Raw genomic sequence first — 18,879 nt, 5'->3', positions numbered from 1 at the left:
TTATTTTTCATTTATCTGCTTGCTATCCTGTTCTATCGAAATCAGCGGGAGCGTTACTGTGAACGTCGAGCCTGAATTTTCAATGCTGGTTACTTTGATGCTTCCGCCGTGTGCTTTCAGGATCGACTTGGCCATCGGCAAGCCCAGACCCTTTCCATCGTCTCGCGAAGCCAGGGCATTCCGGCTGCGGAAATGGCGGTCGAAAATACGCTCCAAATCCTGTGCCGGTATGCCTATGCCTTGATCCGTGAGGCTGAAACTTGCCATTTCACCGTCCACCCGTAAGGCGACCGCGATGTGTCCTCCAGGGGTCGAATATCGGCAGGCATTGTCGCCAAGAATGAACAGCACCTGTCGAAGCCGCTGTTTGTCGCCGCGCACCCACACCGGTTCGGTCGGCGCATCCAGGGAAACCGAAATCGAGTTTTCCTCGGCCATCACTTGAAAATTCTCGACGGCTCCGGCCACCAGTTCGGCCAGGTCCACGCTATCCCATTCAAATTGGAGATTGGCGGTTTCGGTTCGGGCCAGAAACAACAGATCGTTGACGTATTTTCCCAATTGCATCGCCAGTTCGACGATGCGATGTAAAGCATCCTTGTACTCTTCGGCTTCGCGATCCTGGCCCCGTAGAGTAACCTCCGCTTCCCCGCGAATGACGGTAATCGGGGTGCGCAGTTCGTGGCTGATGTCGGCTAAAAACTCTCGGCGCTCGTTGTCCATGCGTTTTAATTCTTCATTTAACTGATGAAGTTCGAAAGTACGTTCGGCCACTCTTTTCTCCAGCACGACGCGTCCTTCGCGCAGTTTATTTTGCTGAAGTCCCAGTTCCTGCGCCATTTGATTGAAATGGCTGGCAAGATAGGCGAATTCATCGCGGGTATCCAGAGAAATACGATAATCCAAATTACCGGAGGCTATCTCGTCGGTACCTTTCATCAGCGCTTCGATAGGCTTCCTGACGCCGCGAAGCAGTAATGCCCCGGACGTGAGGCTGAATATCGCCGCAGTCAATGATGCCAGGATGGCGATCCAACGCGATTGAGCTACCAAATCCTCCAGTTCTTGCTTGGCCTGTCCGGCCTTTTCCCGTTCGGCGTTGATGGCGGCATCGATCAGCGGCTGGAATTTGCCGTCGATTTCTTCTTCCGAGAATTTCGACAGCGCTTGCACCGCCATTTCATTCTTCCCCTGCTGACGCAAGCGCTCGACTTCGTCGAATCGATATTCGCTGGAATCGAGGAAGGCGGTGAAATGGGCAACTCTTTCCAGTTCGGCGGGTTTATCCTGCCAATCTTCAGTATGACTTTCCGCAATCGGTGTTTTTACTGCAGTATTTCTAAGCTCCTGCATCGCTTCGTAGAGACGATGTTTGGATGATTCCACACCGGCTTCCGCCGCCGGGCTGGCGGTGATCAGTCTATCCATCCGCTGTTTGAAGTGGCGATAAGCCTCTTGGGATAATCGTTCATAACGATCGAAAGCCTCATAGGCCATCTGGCTGCGCTGAAAATGCCGGGCAACCTGGTTCGAACCCCAATACAGTGCGAATCCTAATAACAAGACAAAGCAGAACGAAACAACGATAGCAACAGCCAAGCGGAAACGAAACATGAGTTCTAGTTTGCGTCGCCGCTTTCGTCCAGGTGTTTCTCCATGGATCTGATGGCTTCCAGTTTTTCGCGCAGTAAGCGGTTTTCATCCTTCTTCGATTCGTTTGTATCCTTCGACTCCGGTACAGATTGGACTGTTTTTTGTTTATGTTCCAGCGTACCGGGTTTTCTCGACACATTTTGTAAACGTTTTAAGGCTTCGGTATGAATAGCGACAAGTCGCTGCATCCGTTCATCGGGCAGGCTTCCGGGTGGGATAGCGTTTATCCCGTCCAGAATTCTGGGGATTTCACCGCAGCTATCGGAAAGTAAGCGACCGACCATCAGGTGCAAGTGTATTCCTGCTCCGGGAGGGTTTTTTTGGCGTTTTAGCAAGGTGCGACACACCTCGGCGCGTGACGAGGGCGATATTTTGGCCATGTTGGCTCCGAAAGCCAGCAGTTCGTCAAAATCCGACTGCGCATAAGGGTCTTTATACTGGTTTGGATAGCCGTTATAACCGGCATTGAACTCGGCGCATCCGGCCAGCAGTAAAAGGCTTAGCGCTAAGCCTGTGTTTCGAATAGAAAGTAATGACAGCATAGATAGTTGTGTTCCGTATTGGTTAGGCCTTTCCGGTTAGCGGTATTTGAACGCGGATGCGGGCCCCATGTTGATCTTGTCTTGCGTCGATAATATCGACTTTGCCTTGGTGGTTGGTGACGTATTCCCTGACAATGGCAAGCCCCAATCCCGGACCTTCTGTATTCTCTTCGGGTTGGGCGGTCTTGCCGCGGAAAAAGGGCTCGAATACATGCGAACGTTCATTGGGATCGATACCCGGACCCTCATCTTCAACTTCCAATTCCAGTTGCGCGCCCGAATCGCGAAGCATGATGCGTATTTCGCCGCCCGTCGGCGAATATTTCACCGCATTCGACATTAACTGTTCGATAATGCTTCGCAACTGATCGTGGATTCCGGAAATCTCGACCGGCCTGACCAGCTTTTTCAAGCTGATCGATTTGGCCTGTAGACGGGGTTGACAATCATTGATGACCGACTCAAGCAGGTCGTTCATATTGACGGTTTGCTTGCGGTTCGTTTCCGGCTGCGCGTTGATCTGACTATAACGAACCAATTCATCGGACACTGTTTTCAGCTTGTCGACATTGTTGCACAGTAATCGTGCGATGTCCTGCCGTGCATTGCTCGATTCCTCAGCCGCCTCGTTCGCAAGCAGTTCCGCGCCTTCGCGGATACTCTCCAACGGCAGGTCGATCTCGCGGGCGACATTGTGCATGAACTGCTGTTTCGAAGCTTCCAGTTCCATCAAATGGGTTCGCAGCCATTCGAGACGATTGCCCAGATAGCGCAAATCCGAAGGGCCGGTAATGTCAATCGGCTCTTCGAGTTCCCTCGAACCCAGACGGCGGATGCAGGTATTCAGTTGCCGCATTGACTGCGAAACTACCGCCAGCAGTATTGCGATGAAGATAAACGAGACGGCCAACAGAACCGCGCCCTTGATTAACAGCCCTTGTTCAAGGGATTCCGATTGCTGGCGCAATTCGTTGAATTCATGATCAACGTAGCTCTCGAATTCGCGCGAAAGGCTGGCGGAGGACTCGCGCAGTCCCTGAAACGCCTCATCGACCGGCAGTTTGAGATTATTCTCGCTCGCCGAGCCAATGATTTGTTGATAAATCAGGTTTTCCTTTTCCGATAATTCGTTGACCAACAGGGCGATTTTGTTATCGACATGCAGTTTTAGCAACGCGCTCAAGGCTTGTTTGAATGAGGCCCGGGTACTTTCATACGATTGTTGTTCGTAAGGCTGACGTACGGCCGGATCGGACAGCAGCACGAATAGTCTGGCTTTTCGCTCAATATCGGCAGTTTTTTGCAAAACCAGGCGTACGGCCTTGGTCTGTTCGAAGACCTGGAAATTGATGGTCCTGCCCAATGCCGAGGTTTCGCGCATGCCGAAAGCGGCGTACATGACGGCCAAAAAAAGCGGAATAACGGCAACCACAAAGCCCAGAACAATCAGTGATTTTAGCGATAAAATATTTTTGAATGTCATCCGGTCGCAAAGAGACGCAAATCGCCCCCCTTGGTTCAACCACAGTTTCGACCACAGTTTCGACCACAGTTTCGACAAATCCGGTTTTCTGAAAATATCCAGAATAAAGTTGGGAATAAGCTCCTTCATGGATCTCCGTATTTAATTGTTAAAAGTAATCCTTTCTACAACAATCCATCCATGACGCCGCGCTGCACGGGAACCCGATTCGGGCATCGAAAAGTCCAAACATGCATCTGATACATTTGCTGGCTAGCTCGGCTTAATAGTCGTTATTATACACACAAGTGTCGCATCACTAGCTTGTCGGGTGTGATTAAAAGTATTGTTTAAATTCAAAGTAAACGTTCGCTTTAATAGATATTACGCAAATTGTATTAACGTCATCCCTGCAGGAATGACGCGTTGTATAGATACCTATGCACGCAAAGAATAATTTCGTCAGTTTATCCATAACCCCATTTTGAATAGTCATGAAGCCATTGATTTTATTTCTTTTTACATTGCAAACGGTGTTGGTTGCGTTGTCCGGGTTGTCGGTTGCCAACGCCGCTGTACTCTCTGGATTACCCATACAAAGCACAGCCGAGAGGCCGGCGCTGCTGCTCGAATTGGGCAGTGCGCCGCCGTCGGTCGGCGAAGGCGATAAGACCACGCGGGTGTTTGCAGGCGAAGTCTACGCCCACGAAGGAGACGCGTCGATTCAGGTCGATAAAGATGAAATAAGCTCTTTGCACCCTGGGTTCGGCAGCTGGAAAGTCAGCTTTCGATTCAAGGTCAAACCCGGTTTCCCGGCCAAGCCCTATACCTTTTGGGCTCGGTGGCGGCAGGGCGGAGATCCCAATGTCTGCGTACAATCGTTCGAAGTCTGGGCCGGACCCGATCCATCCCGGCTGGAGTTGCGCGCTACGCTGTCCATGAAGCCCAAGGGTTGGGATTATGCCTGGATAGCCGCCGAGTCGCCGGTCAGCCTTAAGGCCGACGATGCCGTCATCGAAGTGCGGGATAGCGGCGCAGGCCATGATGCCAAAGTTTTCGACGCCTTCCTGTTAGCCTCGCCATTGTCCGCTCTGCCGACGAGCGGTACGGCAGACAGTCCATTGGTGTTGCTGGACTTGGGCAAAGCGCCTGCACTTGCAGCCATGGAAAAAGATCCCGCGCTGCAAGTCCAACTGGGCACGGCCACGGCAGGCCCCGGTGCCGAGTCGGTATTGACCGAAAAGGACGAAGTCCAGGTTTTTCACCCAGGTTTCGGAAGCTGGGGCGCGAATTTTCGTTTTGAACTGAACCCGGCAATTGCTCCGGGACAGTACCGTTTTTATGCCCGCTACAAAAGCGGCGGCGAGGTCTCCCAGGTTAATCAAAATTTCACGGTCAAGGCCGGAGCAAAGCCCGATGAGCTGGCGACACGCGGCGATTTTTCCCTGACCAACACCACGCCTTGGGAATATCAGTGGTTGCAAGCCGCAGCTACCGTCACCGTATTGCCGGGCGATCGCTGGCTGGAAATCAACAACACCGGCAAGGCGGACGGGGCCAAAGTCTTCGACGCCTTCCTGCTGAAACTGGAGACGCCGCTGGGCGATTGGATGACCGCCGCTCAGGCTCAAGCCAGAAATCGCTTTCTGGCGCTGACCAAGGCAGTGCCTGCCGCGAATCGCCGTCTGATTGTGCTCGACGGCAAAGGCGGAAAAGATGAAGTCCTGTTTCGCGGCTTGGCTTCCGATGCCGCGCGCCCAAGTTATGAAAAACTGTCGGTCTCCTATCTGATAGGGCCTGAAGCCGAAGCGCTGTCCGGCAGCTTGAATCTCCCGGCACTGCCTGCCGCATTGATGACCGACGATCATTACGGCATCCTCGGCGTTTTGGCCCAGCCCAATAGCGAACAGGACGTAGCCGGATTTCTTGCCGATCCGGCCAAAGGCGGCATGATGCCCACGCCGCCTGCGGTCGCTGGCGAAACCGCTAAGCCGCTTAAGGGAGGCATACCGGATGCCTGGCTGGTGGGCGGTTTGCAGGACGGTTTATCGGGCCTGTCGGTTTTCGGGCTGGATAGCGAGTCCGTGTTGCGCCCGAATCCCGGCCAACCCTATCTCAGCCTGCAAATGATGGGCGGGGAAATGCGGGCTTGGCGTGTTGAGCCGACGCAAGCCAATGGCATCACAGATATTGAGGCCAGCACCCAACATGCCTACGGCTGGTCGCGCGGCAGCGGCTATGCCCAGCTGTACCTGCATGTCGATCAGCCCACACAGGCGCTGCTGCATCTGAAACAATCCGGTATCAAAACCGGCGGCTGGCTGGATGGAAAGCCGTTCAAACTGGCTGATGACCCGAATCCGCCATCCGGGTTTTCGTCATCTCCCGGCGAGCAAGTAAAAAAACTGCTAAAGGGGCTGACTACCGAAGGACTGGTGGCTACCGCGTTGTCGACTCGCCCCGAAGCGCCGCAACTCGCGACGCTGGAACTGTCGCCCGGATGGCACAGCCTGCTGGTCAAGCTGGTGATGCAGCATGACCAAGGCCAGCGGTTCTACTTTGCTGGCTTATTCACCGATCCGACCGGCAAGCCACTGGATTCGATCAAGACGCAACCGACCGATCCCGCCGCCGATCTGGCGCTTAACGGCATCGCCGCCAAGCTGCGCCCTTTGATCTTCGTGGACGGTCCGGCCAATCTGCCTCATCCGGGCGACCCGCTCAAACTGCGGGTGGATATGCGCTGGCATCCGATTCTGGAGGAAACCGGCTTGCCAGCACCGTTGCCGCGCTTTCCGGCAAAACTGCGTCTGCGACTGGTTGACTACAGCGGCAACGAGGTCGCGGCTCAGGAAATAACCGGCTTGTTTCCCGGTGAAGCCGAAGTGGATTTCGGCAAGGTTAGCGAGCCCGGCTACTACGCCGTTTATTCTTCCTTATATACACCTGACGGCAAGTTGATCATGAACTATCCCGCCGACGGCTTCTCAGTCGTGGGCGGAGCTGCCGAGCAAAAGCACAGGCTGGACAAGAAAAAACTATGGAGCAACGACTATTACGCCTTGGCCGACGGGGACAAGAGCTTCAAGCAGGATGGCGGGTATTTCTCCTGGCTGGAACGGATGGGGATTTACAAAAGCTATGGCAGCTATCCGGGCTTCGATCCGCAGTATCGGGCCAAATGGGAGCAGGCTAAGCAACGTGGATTAGTCTTGTTCGCCGATTCCTCGGGCGACAGTACTTGGCTCAACGATAATCCGGCAGACGGGCAAAACTTCATCGACACGGCTTCAGCATTTACCCGTTTCTTCAAATCGACCAACGAGATCGATATTCGCTCGGATGCCGAATGGCAAAAACTACGCGAGCCCGCGCATTGGGTGCAACGCGCCAAATGGGAATATGAACAGGTACACAAGCAGCGTAGCGATGCCCATTACGTCGGCGGCAGTCTGGTGCGGCCGGGCGATAAGGAGGGGGCAGGGCAGTGGTTCAAACAGGTGTTGGAGCTGGGCCTGGACCGTTATCAGGATGCCTGGGATATCCATGCTTATCCTCAGCAAGCGCCACGTTTCGGAGGCCCGATCGGCAACGGCGAAAACGAGGATGAACGTGGCGTGCTGGCTACTTATGCCAGCTTGGGCCGGAAAAACAGCTTGCCGTTCTGGCTGGGAGAAACGGGTGCCAAGGCGATGCATGGATTGACCGGACGCCGCTGGCAGGCCGAGCAGGTCGCGAAAATGATCGCCTGGGTCAACAGCCGTAGCGACTATTTGGGCATAGCTTTCTGTATCGGTCACGAATACGACCTAGCCTATGGCCGGATCTGGGATTACTCGATGGGCCACAAGCCCGGCGAGGCGGCACTCTATACCGCAAGCGCCTTAATCGACGGCCTGCCGTATAAAGCCTTCGATACCAAGGACGCCAATATCCAGGCGGCTTATTTCGGCGAAACCTTGATGATTTGGCGGACCGATGAGGCAGTCGGCAATTGGCGGCAGCAGCTTGTTCCCGGTAAACCCTGGGTGCTGGTGGATGTGGTGGGGCATGTTCAAGAACTGACGGTTGATGCCTCCGGGAACGCGGACATCCCGGTCTCCGCCAGCCCTGTTTATGTGCTTGCGCGCGCCGAGTATGAACGACTGGCCCGGTATTGATGCTTAAAACGGTTCGTTTTCAGGAGACGACAGCACAGCATTTTACCTATGTTATATATACGGAAAATGCGTTTGGATTTATTGCAAAGTAGCTATAATGGCCGCTATGTAATTCTTAACCATAGGAACTATGAACATGAAAACCATCTCAGCTAAAGAAGCAAAAAACGCATTCGGTAGCTTTTTGGATTCGGCGCAAAGAGAACCGGTAATGATTACCAAAAGAGAGCGTCCAATAGGGATATTTTTTTCAATGCATGATGTTGAAGCTTTGATTCAAGTAAGCGAAGCCTTTAAAAAAGACATCCATAATGGAATTATTTCAGGAATCGCCGACGCAGAAGCGGGCCGCGTAACCGAATGCAACCAGGAACATATAAACGACCTGAAGACAAAGTTAAGAGCCAGGTTAGCAGTAGCCGCTAGTTAGTTTTTTGATGAAAATACATAAAATTGTATTAACTGAAAGCGCTGATCAATGCTTGCTTAATATAGCCGAATACATCGCTTTGGACAGTCCGGTTCGGGCAGAAACATTTATCGAAGAAATCGTAGAGTCGTTAACTGGAACGCTCTCTGTTTTTCCGTTGGCGGGTAAGGTTTATGAAGAAATGGAAGCAAAAATCGAGATCAGGAGTTTGCCCTATAAAAATTATGTGAGTTTTTATAGAGTAAGAAACGATGTCGTTGAAATACTGTTTATTTTCAATTCGGCACAGAATATTAAAAATATTCTGGCATCTATGGGGAACCCGCTCACTTAACTTGATCTCGTTGTTTGGACGTTGGGATGCTGAACCCATTTGACAGGGTCATGCCAAGTAGCGGAACCTGATGCAGTAGTCTGGTTGGATTAGCGATAAGCAGCGTATCTCATCCGGTACATACGGCTATTGCTTATTGCGCCTTACCGTGTTCGATTATCATGCTAGGCAAACAGTTAATCTTGATGCTGTTGAAAAGATTGAATTCAGGGCTGCATAACTAGCCAGCTGGAAAGTGATCAATACTCGCAAACTAATTAATTTGTACGTAAGAAAATATTAATTCCTAAATGGATAGAAACATGACAAGCATGACAAGCATGACAAGCAGTTTTTTCTTTTTACAAGCAGAAAAAAACGATAAAAACCATATCCTCATCGATCAAGTGGATAAATATTCAAATCAAGAAAAAAAACAGGTCTACATAATCAACAAACCGCTTGGTGACAACAAATATTCATATGACTATGAGGACGGATTAGTTCTTTTAATTCCAAGGCACAAAATAATATTTATTAACTTCGGTGAGGCTGTTGGTAGCTTTGAGTCATATATTGAAGATTTCATTGAGGATTTGGGCTCCATTTCCGATAAGTATCGTTATAAACAAGTTATTGGTCGCCCCCGCTCTTGGAGAGATGATCTAATTGAGGAGGTTAAATATGATCCAGCAGTTTTTTCATTGGAAAATTTGCTGGCTAAAACTTACATCAATGCCGGAGATCGCCAAAAGGTTTGCGAACTTTTAATATCATTATTAACGGGAAGTATTAATGATATTGATAAAGTAAAAGGAAGTGTCCCCGATAACTTGCTGGATAAAGTCAAACAGAAAATTCTACTTTTCGATGGAGATCAAACGCGTTTCGTGTACCAGAAAATTACAAATCCTGTTATTAGAATACAAGGATTGTCTGGCACCGGAAAAACTGAACTATTGCTACATAAATTAAAAGAACTATATGTTGGGTCTGAAAATAGCAAGATAATGTTTACCTGCCACAACAAAATTTTGGCAGACAATATAAAAAAGAGAATTCCAGATTTCTTCAATTTCATGAAGGTCGAGCAGCAAATCAAGTGGAATGAACGCCTTTGGTGCGTACATGCCTGGGGTTCTCTAATAGACGAAGATTCCGGCGCTTATCGATATATTTGTGAGCATTATGGCCTTACATTTTACCGATACAGCTATTCAATGAGTTTTGATACAGCATGTAGGTTGGCCTTAGAGCAAATCAAAGAGAAAAATGAAGTAGACTTTGCATTTGACTATATGCTGATTGATGAAAGCCAAGACTTCCCACAATCATTTTTTGATTTATGTGAGCGAGTAACTAAATCTACGGTATATATTGCGGGGGATATATTTCAAAGCATATTCGATGAGAATATTGTGAGCAATATTGAACCGGACTTTCTACTAAGTAAATGTTACAGAACAGATCCTAGAACATTAATGTTCGCACACTCTTTAGGTATGGGGCTATTCGAAACAAAAAAATTGCGTTGGCTAGAGGACCGTGAGTGGACGGCATGCGGATATCTTATAAATAAAGTCAGCAATGATACTCGCTATAGGCTAAAAAGAGAGCCTCTTAGGAGGTTTGAAGATCTAGGTAGCGAAAATTTTGATAGCGTGGAGCTAGTTCTGACTAGTAGCGGCACAGGTTGTGACGTTCAGGCGCGAATATTGACCATAATTAAGGATATAAGAAAAAATAACCCTACGGTATTAGCTGATGATATAGGCATCATTTTCACAGAAAACGGCAACGAAACATATTTAGTGGCCGATGCGCTTGAACAGTCCATACCAAGAAATTTTGGTTGGAATGTTAACAAAGCGTATGAAACAAGACGCAAGATAAAAGATACTCTATTTATAAGCAATAAGAATAATGTAAAAGGATTAGAGTTTCCGTTTGTAATCTGCGTTAACAATCGTATTAGTAATACACCTGGATCAAGGAATGCCTTGTATATGATGCTAACTAGATCGTTCATAAAAACTTACCTGTTAATTTCTCAGATAAATAATCAGTCTCTGATAGGGCAGATTCAACAAGGATTGGAAGGGATTAATAAAAATGGGTACATAGAGGTCAGTGCTCCTTCCGAAGAAGAGCGAGAAAAAATCAAGACTACTATTAAATACAGCAATAGCAGTATGTCATATTATGATTTTATAACGTCAATATTTGATGAACTCGATGTGCAGTCAGATTGTAGACAGCCCCTATTTGACGCGGTGAAAAAACTTGTTGGTGAGGATTTCGATAGCGGCCATATTAGAAGGATCATTGAATTCAACTATAAGAACATGCGGAGAGAATGGAGTTGAAGTCCTTTAAATTCGATCTTGATGAAAGGCAAGTTAAATGGATATTTTCTCCTTTAAGGGACAAGATTCAAGTAATTGAATTACTCATGAAAATTATAAAAATAATACTTGTTGACGATAAATTGGATAGTGAACGAATCAAAGGGAAAGTCGTTCTGCGTGTATCGAAGATGAGTAGGTTGTTTTTTTTCTCAGAAGATAAATTTTTTTCAATAAACTTTCCGTTCTTGGTTTTTCATGCGAATAAGGATTTGTCCTTTCAATCAAAGAACGGCAATAAAGTCGACAATAAAGTAACATCTGACGTACTTGGTTTATTAGCATCTGAGGTACTTCTGAGTTCAGATCATGTACTGGAATTTGCGGATCCTGTAGCTGATATTGAAGACTACAATAGTGGGTTTTGGTCTTTGCTTAAAGAGTTATTGTTATTTGAAGACGGTTATATTAGATATGATTATGATGATAAACATGTGAATGGTCAAAGGCATCCATTAAACCATCTGGATATTTTTTATTGTTCAGGGTCTACATTTAAAATTGGGCTAAGGCAAAGAATTACAGACAACCATTTAATGGATTTATTGGATTTAGAAACTGATAGCCACTTTCTTGAGAGGCTATAGTTCCGTAGGGTACGCAATGCGTACCCTACGGATTGTCTATCGCATTTTCTTACGACCAAATATAGGGGGGTATTATGTCAACAGTCAAAGAAAGGGTTTCTGAAATAGTTCAAGCTCAGCCTGACGACAGCCGCTTTGATGAAATTTTGCGGGAGCTTGCTTTTTCGCGCATGGTAGAACGCGGTTTAAAAGACTCCCGCGAAGGTCGAATAATTTCTAACGAAGAAATGGAACATCGAATCCTCACATGGCAGAAATAAACTGGACTGCGGAGGCCGAGCGATGGCTGTGGGATATTTATGACTATATTATCCAAGACAAGCCGGACGCAGCCGCAAATGTTGTCTCAGGTATTTATGCAAAAGCTCAGCTTTGACGCGATTTCCCAGAAATCGGCTATCTGTATCGCAAAGAATCCGACGGCGATATTCGCATTTGTTGTACGGACATTACCGAATTACGTATTTAATCAAAAGCTCAAAAAGAATTGATATTTTGTGTGTGTTTCACGGATCACTCGATATTGACCGATTCCTGCTGTGAAGCGCAACGTTCGCGATTGATGCGCCTCGTTGCGTCGACAGCATCCTACGCAAGTCAATAGCCGCTTTGGGTAAAAATCCGACAACGGCACGCTATTGCTCCCTTCCTGAAACCATTCAGATCTTCATCTGATTTTAATTAAACCCACAGGATTCCCCTCATCTTGCTTCTGTAACCTTTATCCAAACGTAGCGACCTGCGCGTAACGCCGGTTGCGATGACTTTGGGGATGGACGGTTTTTTCCGTTCATCATTGGATACAGACAAAATAGGGGGTTAACGAATATGCCACTCGGTATAGGGAACATCTTCAACGGGCTCTTTAAGCAATATGGACACACGGTGATCCTGTTGCTGCGGTTTATCGATATAGCCATGCTCATTGGCGCCGCTTGGGTCTCCCATTATTTATGGCTTCGCCAGTTTGTCATCGATCAGGACTACCGCATAGTGGTCTCCCTGGGTATTTTGGCGGCCATCATCTTTTTCGAAATCGGCCAGGTTTACCGCCCCTGGCGCAATGACGCGATGCGCGGGGAAATTCCGCGTATCGTCAGGGCTTGGGTATCGGCCATCGTGTCGGTTATCTCCATTGTTGCGCTGATTCGTTTGCATTTCTGGTTCGGTTCCAGTTATCGCTGGATCGTCACCTGGTGGGTGCTGGGCTTGTTATTCGTGCTCACCGCCCGTAGCTTGCTTTCCCATATGTTGCAATGGTTGCGTGCTCGCGGCTGGTCTCAGGGGCGTATCGTCCTGGTCGGATTAAACCAGATGGCCGTTGCGGTTAGCCGACAGTTGAGCCAATCATCCTGGGCCGGTTTGCAAGTGATCGGTTATGTCGATGCCCGGTCCGAAAACCGGCATTTGGTGGATGATTTTTCTCTGCCGCGACTCGGCGGATTGGACGACCTCGCTGCCATCGTCGCCAAGGAAGCCATTGACGAAGTATGGATTGCGTTCCCCGGCGAATCGCTTGCGGAACGTGCGCAATACCAACTGCGCCATCTGCCGGTCAGTATCCGACTGGTTATCGACTGTTTCGCGTTCAAGCAAAGTAAATTCCTCAGCTTGAACACGGTGGCCGGTATTCCGACTTTGGACTTCTCGGTTTCTCCGTTGCACGGCATTAACCGCTATATCAAGGAAGTTATGGATAGGTTGTTTGCGCTGATCCTGTTGGCTCTGATCAGTCCGTTGCTGTTAGTGATCGCTATCGGCGTCAAGCTGAGTTCAAAAGGCCCGGTATTTTACCGGCAAGAACGGGTCGGCTGGAACAACCGTTCGTTCACGATGCTGAAGTTTCGCTCGATGCCGGTGGATGCAGAAGCCAAAACCGGCGCGGTATGGGCAAAACCCGGCGAACAACGGGCGACCCGGTTTGGCGGTTTCTTGCGTAAAACCAGTCTTGACGAATTGCCGCAACTGATCAACGTGCTTACCGGCGATATGTCGCTGGTCGGACCCAGGCCGGAGCGCCCGGATTTTGTCGAAGTGTTCAAGGACCAGGTGCCGAATTACATGAAAAAGCACATGGTCAAGGCCGGTATCACCGGCTGGGCGCAAGTCAACGGTTGGCGCGGGGACACCGACCTGAACCGGCGCATCGAACACGATTTGTATTACATCCAGCATTGGTCGGTATGGTTCGATCTGGAAATCGCACTGCGCACCGTGTTGACCGGTTTTATCAATAAGAATGCGTATTGAGGCGCAAGGCAAAGGGCGAAAAAATCCAATTTCCAAATTACACAGCTCCTTAGCCTTTTGCCTTTCGTCCTTTGCCCGCTTTTAAATTATAGGAACACATTTGCCATGTTTAGAATAATGTTTAGAACAATGCCCTTGATACCGGTCTTGCTGCTGCAAGCCTGCTCTTTAACGCCCGGCATGGAGATGGAGACCAACAGCCCGTTATCGAATATAGAGGTTCCGATGATGAAAGACGGCAAGTTAGTCAAGGAAAAGGCGAAGGTTTCTCAGATTACCGCAGACCTGATTATCGAGCGGGAAAATTCGAAACGGCAGGAGATCAATGATCTCCCGTCTCAGGTTGTCCCCATGACCGAATATAGGATTGGCCCGCATGACAGGCTTCAAATCACGGTGTGGGAACATCCAGAACTGAACGATCCGGGAGGTGAGAAAATCGACCCCGAGTTGGCGGGCAAGATGGTCCAAGATGACGGTATGCTTTATTACCCCTATGTGGGCAACGTCCAGGTGAAAGGGAAAACTGCCAACGAGGTTCGGGAGTTATTGAGCCAAGGGCTTTCCAAATACTTCAAGAAAGTCAAACTTGATGTCCGGGTGCTGTCTTTCCAGAGTCATCGGGCAGCCGTGGTCGGTCAGGTCAAAACGCCGGGGATCCAGGCCATGACGGAGACGCCATTGACTATTACAGAAGCCATCAGCCGCGCCGGCGGCGTGACCGAGGATGCCGATATGAGCAACGTGACCCTGGCCCGCGATGGCAAGCTCTATAAAATCGATGTTCTGAGGTTATACGAAAAGGGCGGCGCTGAGCAAAACCTGCTGCTCAAGGACGGCGACGTGCTTAATGTCTCCGACCGCAAGGACAACGAGGTGTTCGTAATGGGCGAAGTCGGCAAGCAGCAGGCCCTGCAAATCAACAAGGGAAAATTGACGCTCGCACAGGCGCTAGCGAAAGCCTATGGGGTTGATTTCAATACTTCGCGGTCGGAAGAGATTTATGTGATTCGGACAGGAGAACTAAAGACAGGGGAGCTAAAGCCGGAAATTTTCCAGTTGAATGCGAAATCGCCTGACGCCCTGATTCTAGCGGACCAGTTCCACTTGCAAGCGCACGATACCGTTTTCGTAAGTACCGCAGGCGTGACCCAGTGGTCCCGAGTTCTCAACCAAATCCTGCCGTCATCTTTCACGTCGGTTATGTCGAAAGCCGCCACCATGGGCTTGTAACGGTGTGCAAGACTCGAATTTTCTTTTCACATGATTAGGATATGAAAGATTATGTATTCACAAAATGAAGCGACTCTACAGCTCCCGCCGCTGAATCCGTCCAGGATTGAAGAGCAGGGCGTCAGTATTCGCGATTATATCGATCTGCTGATCGAAGGCAGAAAGATCGTGCTGATAGCGCTATCGGCTGTCCTGCTGGTGACGTCGGCCTATTTAATGCTCGCGCCGCGCACTTACAAGGCTGACGCGCTGTTGCGGATCGACAAGAACAAGGCGCTGCTCGCCGCCCCGCTACACAGCGAGGCGAACGGGGCTGCGACTGAAGCCGATAATCCCCGTGCGCAACGTGAGGTGGAAATCCTCCGCTCCCGTTCGGTGCTCGGCAAGGTGGTCGATGACCTGAACCTGATGGTGGAATATTCTCCCAATTATTTCCCCCTTATCGGAGAGACGCTGGCGCGAAGGCATGACGCTCACGACGGGGTTGCCGGTTCATGGTGGGGATTTAGCCGTTGGGCCTGGGGCGGCGAAAAGATGAAAATCGCTACCTTCACGGTGCCGGATCGTTATCTGGGCAAAGCGTTTACCCTGATCGCTCTCGAAGAAGGCCGCTTTCGCTTGCTCGGGCCTAAGGATGAGGTCCTGGCCGAAGGCCGGATAGGCGAAATGCTGATCGCCGACATGGGCGAAACTGCGCCTGCCGTTATTAAAATTGAAGAACTCGCGGCTCATCCCGGCACTCATTTCGAGTTGACCCGGAAAACCTCATTGGCCGCTATCGAAAACCTGCAAAAGGCTTTTTCGGTCAAAGAGGTTTCCAAGGATACCGATATTCTCAGCGTCGAACTCAAGGGCCGTGAACCGGAGCAACTCGCTAAATCGGTCAACGACATCGCCAATATTTATGTCAACGCGACCGTCAATTGGGAGTCTGCGGAAGCCTCGCAAAAGCTGGGTTTTCTGGAAAGTCAGTTGCCTGTTGTCAAGGAACGTTTGGAAAAAGCGGAGCAGGGCTTGAGTGTCTACAGGCAGCAGCATGGCGCGGTCGATATATCCGCCGAGGCTGAAATACTGCTCAAGCAGGCCTCCGAAATGGAGACGCTGGGCATTCAGCTCAAACAGAAGTACGAAGAACAGAACCAACATCTGGAGGCTGCTCATCCGGACATGATGGCCACCAAGGCACAAATCAAACGCATCGACCAAAAACTGGCGAATCTGGATAAACGCATTAAAGATTTACCGCGCACTCAGCAGAACGTTGTGAGCCTGTCGCGGGATGTGCAGGTCAATACCGAGCTTTACACGTCGTTGCTGAACAGCGCCCAGGAGCAGCGCATTGCCGCGGCCGGTTCGTTGGGCAACTCGCGCATTGTCGATTTTGCGGTGACTCCGGAAAAACCGTATTGGCCGAAACCCGGCCTGCTGTTAGCCATCGCCACCTTGCTGGGCTTGAGTGCGGGATCTGCGATAGTGTTTCTTAGACACTCCTTGCAGCGCCACGATAATTACCCGGCCTTGCTGGAATATCAGGTGGGCTTGCCGCTATTTGCCGCCATCCCGCATAGCAAAAAGCAGCGTCGGTTGGCGCGCCTGATCGATCAGGGCAGGGATCGCGAACCCGGCATTCTGGTCAGCCAGGACCCGCTCGATATTTCGGTGGAGTCGCTGCGCGGCCTGCGCACAACGCTGGAAGCGACGTTTGCCGGCGACGCGAGCAAAGTCATCATGGTCAGCAGCCCTGCGCCCGGCATGGGTAAATCCTTTGTCAGCACCAATCTTTCCGCATTGTTGGCGAGTATCAAGAAACGCGTGTTGATCATCGATGCCGACATGCGCAACGGCCGATTGCATGAAGCTTTTTCCGTCGGCAAGGAGCCGGGGCTTTCCGACCTGTTGGCGGGCCGGGCGACCCTGGGCGAGGTTATCGTCAGCCTGCCCGATGTTGGAGTGGACTTTATACCGCGGGGAAGTATGGCGCTGAATCCGGCGGAATTGCTGGTGCTCGGCAATCTGGAGGAGACGCTTGAGCAGTTGAAGAGTTTTTATAACCATATCGTGATCGATTCGCCGCCGATTTTGGGCGCCACCGACGCGGCGGTTATCGGCAAGTACGCCGACGCCACCTTCCTGGTGGTCAAGGAAGGCCGCTACACGGCGCAGGAATTGGAAGTCAGTTTCAGGCGTTTCCAACAGGTCGGCGTGAAACCGAACGGCTTCATTATCAATGATATGAAAGAGGGATCGTCGTATTACCCTTATTACGGCTACGCCTACAAGCGTACCGACATGGAGCCCAAGGGTCCGTCGGTATTTACGACCAGCTATCAGGCGGTGGGCGACTGGTTGGGCAAACGCCAGGAGCGTGATTATCTGCCTGGTGCGGAATCTGCGGAAGAGATTGACGACAAGGTACAAGTGTAAGATGAAAATACGCTTCGAAAAAGACTTGCCGGTGCTGTTGTTCGCGCTGGTCAGCGCGTCGACGCTGGCTTCTTTGCCCCAGGTCGAGTCGGCCTGGACCGGGGTGAAAGAGGTTTACGGCGAGCAGGATTTCGGATTGCGTATTCTTCGCGAGGCGATGCTGGCGGTGTTGGTGGCTTACGCGTTTTTCGAACCGCGCTTGCGGAACGGGGCGTTGTCCAGCGCGGTGTTGGCTTTTTTGGGCGTTATTGCGACCTACGTGTTGTTTGAGATCGGCTATGCGCTGTATCTGGATTTGCCGCTGGTGGTGCCGATGGCGGGCCTGCGCGTGTTCGAATACCTGCCGCTGGCCTTGATCGGATTCGTGACCAGCCGGTTGGGCGCGGGCGGCTATGTTATCCATCGGTTCGCGCAATATCTTCGCTATTACATTGCGCTCCAGGCCGTGTTGGCGATAGCCCAGGCGTTGTGGGCGCCGCCTTTGTTCGGAGTGTCATTCCTGGGCGGCGGTCGGCCGTTCGGCACCTTTGTCAGTCCCAACCTGTTTGGCGCGACCATGGCGACTTGCGCGCTGCTGTTCTCGCTGGTTCCGGGGATGAGAAAGTGGGTGGCGGCCAGCATCTTTTTGGCCTTGTTGAGCGGTTCGCGAACTGCGTTCATCAGTTCGCTGCTGGTGGTTTATTTTCAGGTTTATGCGGTGCTCCGCCCTCGCGATCGCTGGGCTTTGGTCATGCCGGCGCCGATCCTTGCGGTGGGTGCGCTGGTGCTGGCGTCCAGCCCTTTGCTCAGCGGACGCGATGACGCCGATCCGACTCAAGACGGCCGCATAGACCTGTGGCAACGGGTGTTTTCCGAACAGATGCACGGGCCTGCGGATTTGTTGTTCGGTTGGGGGCTGGGGCTGAGTTCCAACACCATCAATGTGCTCTATGGTGCGGAACATTTTAAGGGGCAATTCGATTCCGACAGCCTTTATTTATACCTGCTGAACGGTTACGGCCTGATCGGTCTGCTGGCGTATCTTTTCTTTTTATGGACAACGACAAGGACGTCTGTTCATCCCAACAAAGGATTGGTGGTGATGTTTATTTTCGTTGCCGGGCTGACCTTCAACATGTGGGAGTATTTTCCGCAAAACGCGATATTGATGTATCTCTGGGGAATGGTATTAGGCACCGGGTATCAGTCGGTTTCGATCCCAGTGCAGGCCGGTCCGGCAGTATCGGGCTCGTATTACCGGCCCCCATCATCGTAGAAAAATCAGTTGATCCACGAAAACCCAAAAATATTTAAAGAGATACCAAGCGATGAACTTAAAAAACGCAGTTGAGTATTCCAAAATCCCGATCACCCTGAGTTCTTCGACTACCGCTCAGGAGAGCCTTGCGGAAGCCTGTCATGAGCTTGTCGGATGGGGTGA

14 protein-coding genes are annotated in these 18,879 nt (G+C 50.5%); 11 read left to right on the top strand and 3 right to left on the bottom strand.

Features of this window, described 5'->3' with window-relative positions; all coding sequences use genetic code 11:
* Genes METTU_RS15405 through METTU_RS15395 form a run of 3 tightly spaced genes read right to left on the bottom strand, consistent with a single transcriptional unit; the run spans window position 1 to window position 3,807 of the window.
* A complete protein-coding gene (locus tag METTU_RS15405) occupies window positions 1–1,614 on the bottom strand; it encodes a sensor histidine kinase (RefSeq protein ID WP_006892709.1) in 1,614 nt (537 codons plus the stop codon).
* A gap of 5 nt (window positions 1,615–1,619) precedes the next feature.
* The gene (locus METTU_RS15400; RefSeq protein WP_006892707.1) at window positions 1,620–2,195 is read right to left on the bottom strand and encodes a hypothetical protein; all 576 of its coding nucleotides are present in this window, start codon (window positions 2,193–2,195) and stop codon (window positions 1,620–1,622) included.
* Between the two features lie 22 nt (window positions 2,196–2,217).
* Complete coding sequence (locus METTU_RS15395) at window positions 2,218–3,807, bottom strand: sensor histidine kinase (RefSeq protein ID WP_006892706.1); 1,590 nt, start codon at window positions 3,805–3,807, stop codon at window positions 2,218–2,220.
* 344 nt (window positions 3,808–4,151) lie between these two features.
* Between METTU_RS15395 and METTU_RS15390 the strand changes: the two genes are divergently transcribed.
* The 11 genes from METTU_RS15390 (at window position 4,152) to METTU_RS15340 (ending at window position 18,714) form a co-directional block, all read left to right on the top strand.
* Complete coding sequence (locus tag METTU_RS15390) at window positions 4,152–7,817, top strand: hypothetical protein (protein WP_006892704.1); 3,666 nt, start codon at window positions 4,152–4,154, stop codon at window positions 7,815–7,817.
* Window positions 7,818–7,953: 136 nt separating this feature from the next.
* Window positions 7,954–8,247, top strand: coding sequence for a type II toxin-antitoxin system Phd/YefM family antitoxin (locus tag METTU_RS21885; RefSeq protein WP_006892703.1), 294 nt, complete (start codon window positions 7,954–7,956; stop codon window positions 8,245–8,247).
* Between the two features lie 7 nt (window positions 8,248–8,254).
* Window positions 8,255–8,581 (top strand): type II toxin-antitoxin system RelE/ParE family toxin, encoded by a 327-nt coding sequence (locus METTU_RS15380; RefSeq protein ID WP_006892702.1) that lies wholly within the window; start codon window positions 8,255–8,257, stop codon window positions 8,579–8,581.
* Window positions 8,582–8,883: 302 nt separating this feature from the next.
* Entirely contained in the window at window positions 8,884–10,926 is a 2,043-nt protein-coding gene (locus tag METTU_RS15375; RefSeq protein ID WP_006892701.1) for an STM2767 family DEAD/DEAH box helicase, read from the top strand.
* Window positions 10,917–11,552, top strand: coding sequence for an STM2766 family helicase-associated protein (locus tag METTU_RS21880; protein WP_006892700.1), 636 nt, complete (start codon window positions 10,917–10,919; stop codon window positions 11,550–11,552). Before METTU_RS15375 ends, METTU_RS21880 begins: the two co-directional genes overlap by 10 nt.
* Before the next feature lie 74 nt (window positions 11,553–11,626).
* The gene (locus METTU_RS15365; RefSeq protein WP_006892699.1) at window positions 11,627–11,812 is read left to right on the top strand and encodes a hypothetical protein; all 186 of its coding nucleotides are present in this window, start codon (window positions 11,627–11,629) and stop codon (window positions 11,810–11,812) included.
* Window positions 11,800–11,928: a hypothetical protein gene (locus tag METTU_RS24860; RefSeq protein ID WP_302050593.1), complete on the top strand. Its 129-nt coding sequence runs from the start codon at window positions 11,800–11,802 to the stop codon at window positions 11,926–11,928. The genes METTU_RS15365 and METTU_RS24860 overlap by 13 nt, the downstream gene beginning before the upstream one ends.
* A 452-nt stretch (window positions 11,929–12,380) precedes the next feature.
* Window positions 12,381–13,802, top strand: a complete 1,422-nt coding sequence (locus METTU_RS15355; RefSeq protein ID WP_006892694.1) for an undecaprenyl-phosphate glucose phosphotransferase — start codon at window positions 12,381–12,383, stop codon at window positions 13,800–13,802.
* 117 nt (window positions 13,803–13,919) lie between these two features.
* Complete coding sequence (locus METTU_RS15350; RefSeq protein WP_040581267.1) at window positions 13,920–15,035, top strand: polysaccharide biosynthesis/export family protein; 1,116 nt, start codon at window positions 13,920–13,922, stop codon at window positions 15,033–15,035.
* Between the two features lie 51 nt (window positions 15,036–15,086).
* A complete protein-coding gene (locus METTU_RS15345; protein WP_006892691.1) occupies window positions 15,087–17,459 on the top strand; it encodes a polysaccharide biosynthesis tyrosine autokinase in 2,373 nt (790 codons plus the stop codon).
* Window position 17,460: 1 nt separating this feature from the next.
* Window positions 17,461–18,714: an O-antigen ligase family protein gene (locus tag METTU_RS15340; protein ID WP_006892689.1), complete on the top strand. Its 1,254-nt coding sequence runs from the start codon at window positions 17,461–17,463 to the stop codon at window positions 18,712–18,714.
* Window positions 18,715–18,879: the final 165 nt, after the last annotated feature.

The organism is Methylobacter tundripaludum SV96 (genome assembly GCF_000190755.2).
Classification (GTDB): domain Bacteria; phylum Pseudomonadota; class Gammaproteobacteria; order Methylococcales; family Methylomonadaceae; genus Methylobacter_A; species Methylobacter_A tundripaludum.
This window is presented reverse-complemented; position numbering and strand designations above follow the sequence as displayed.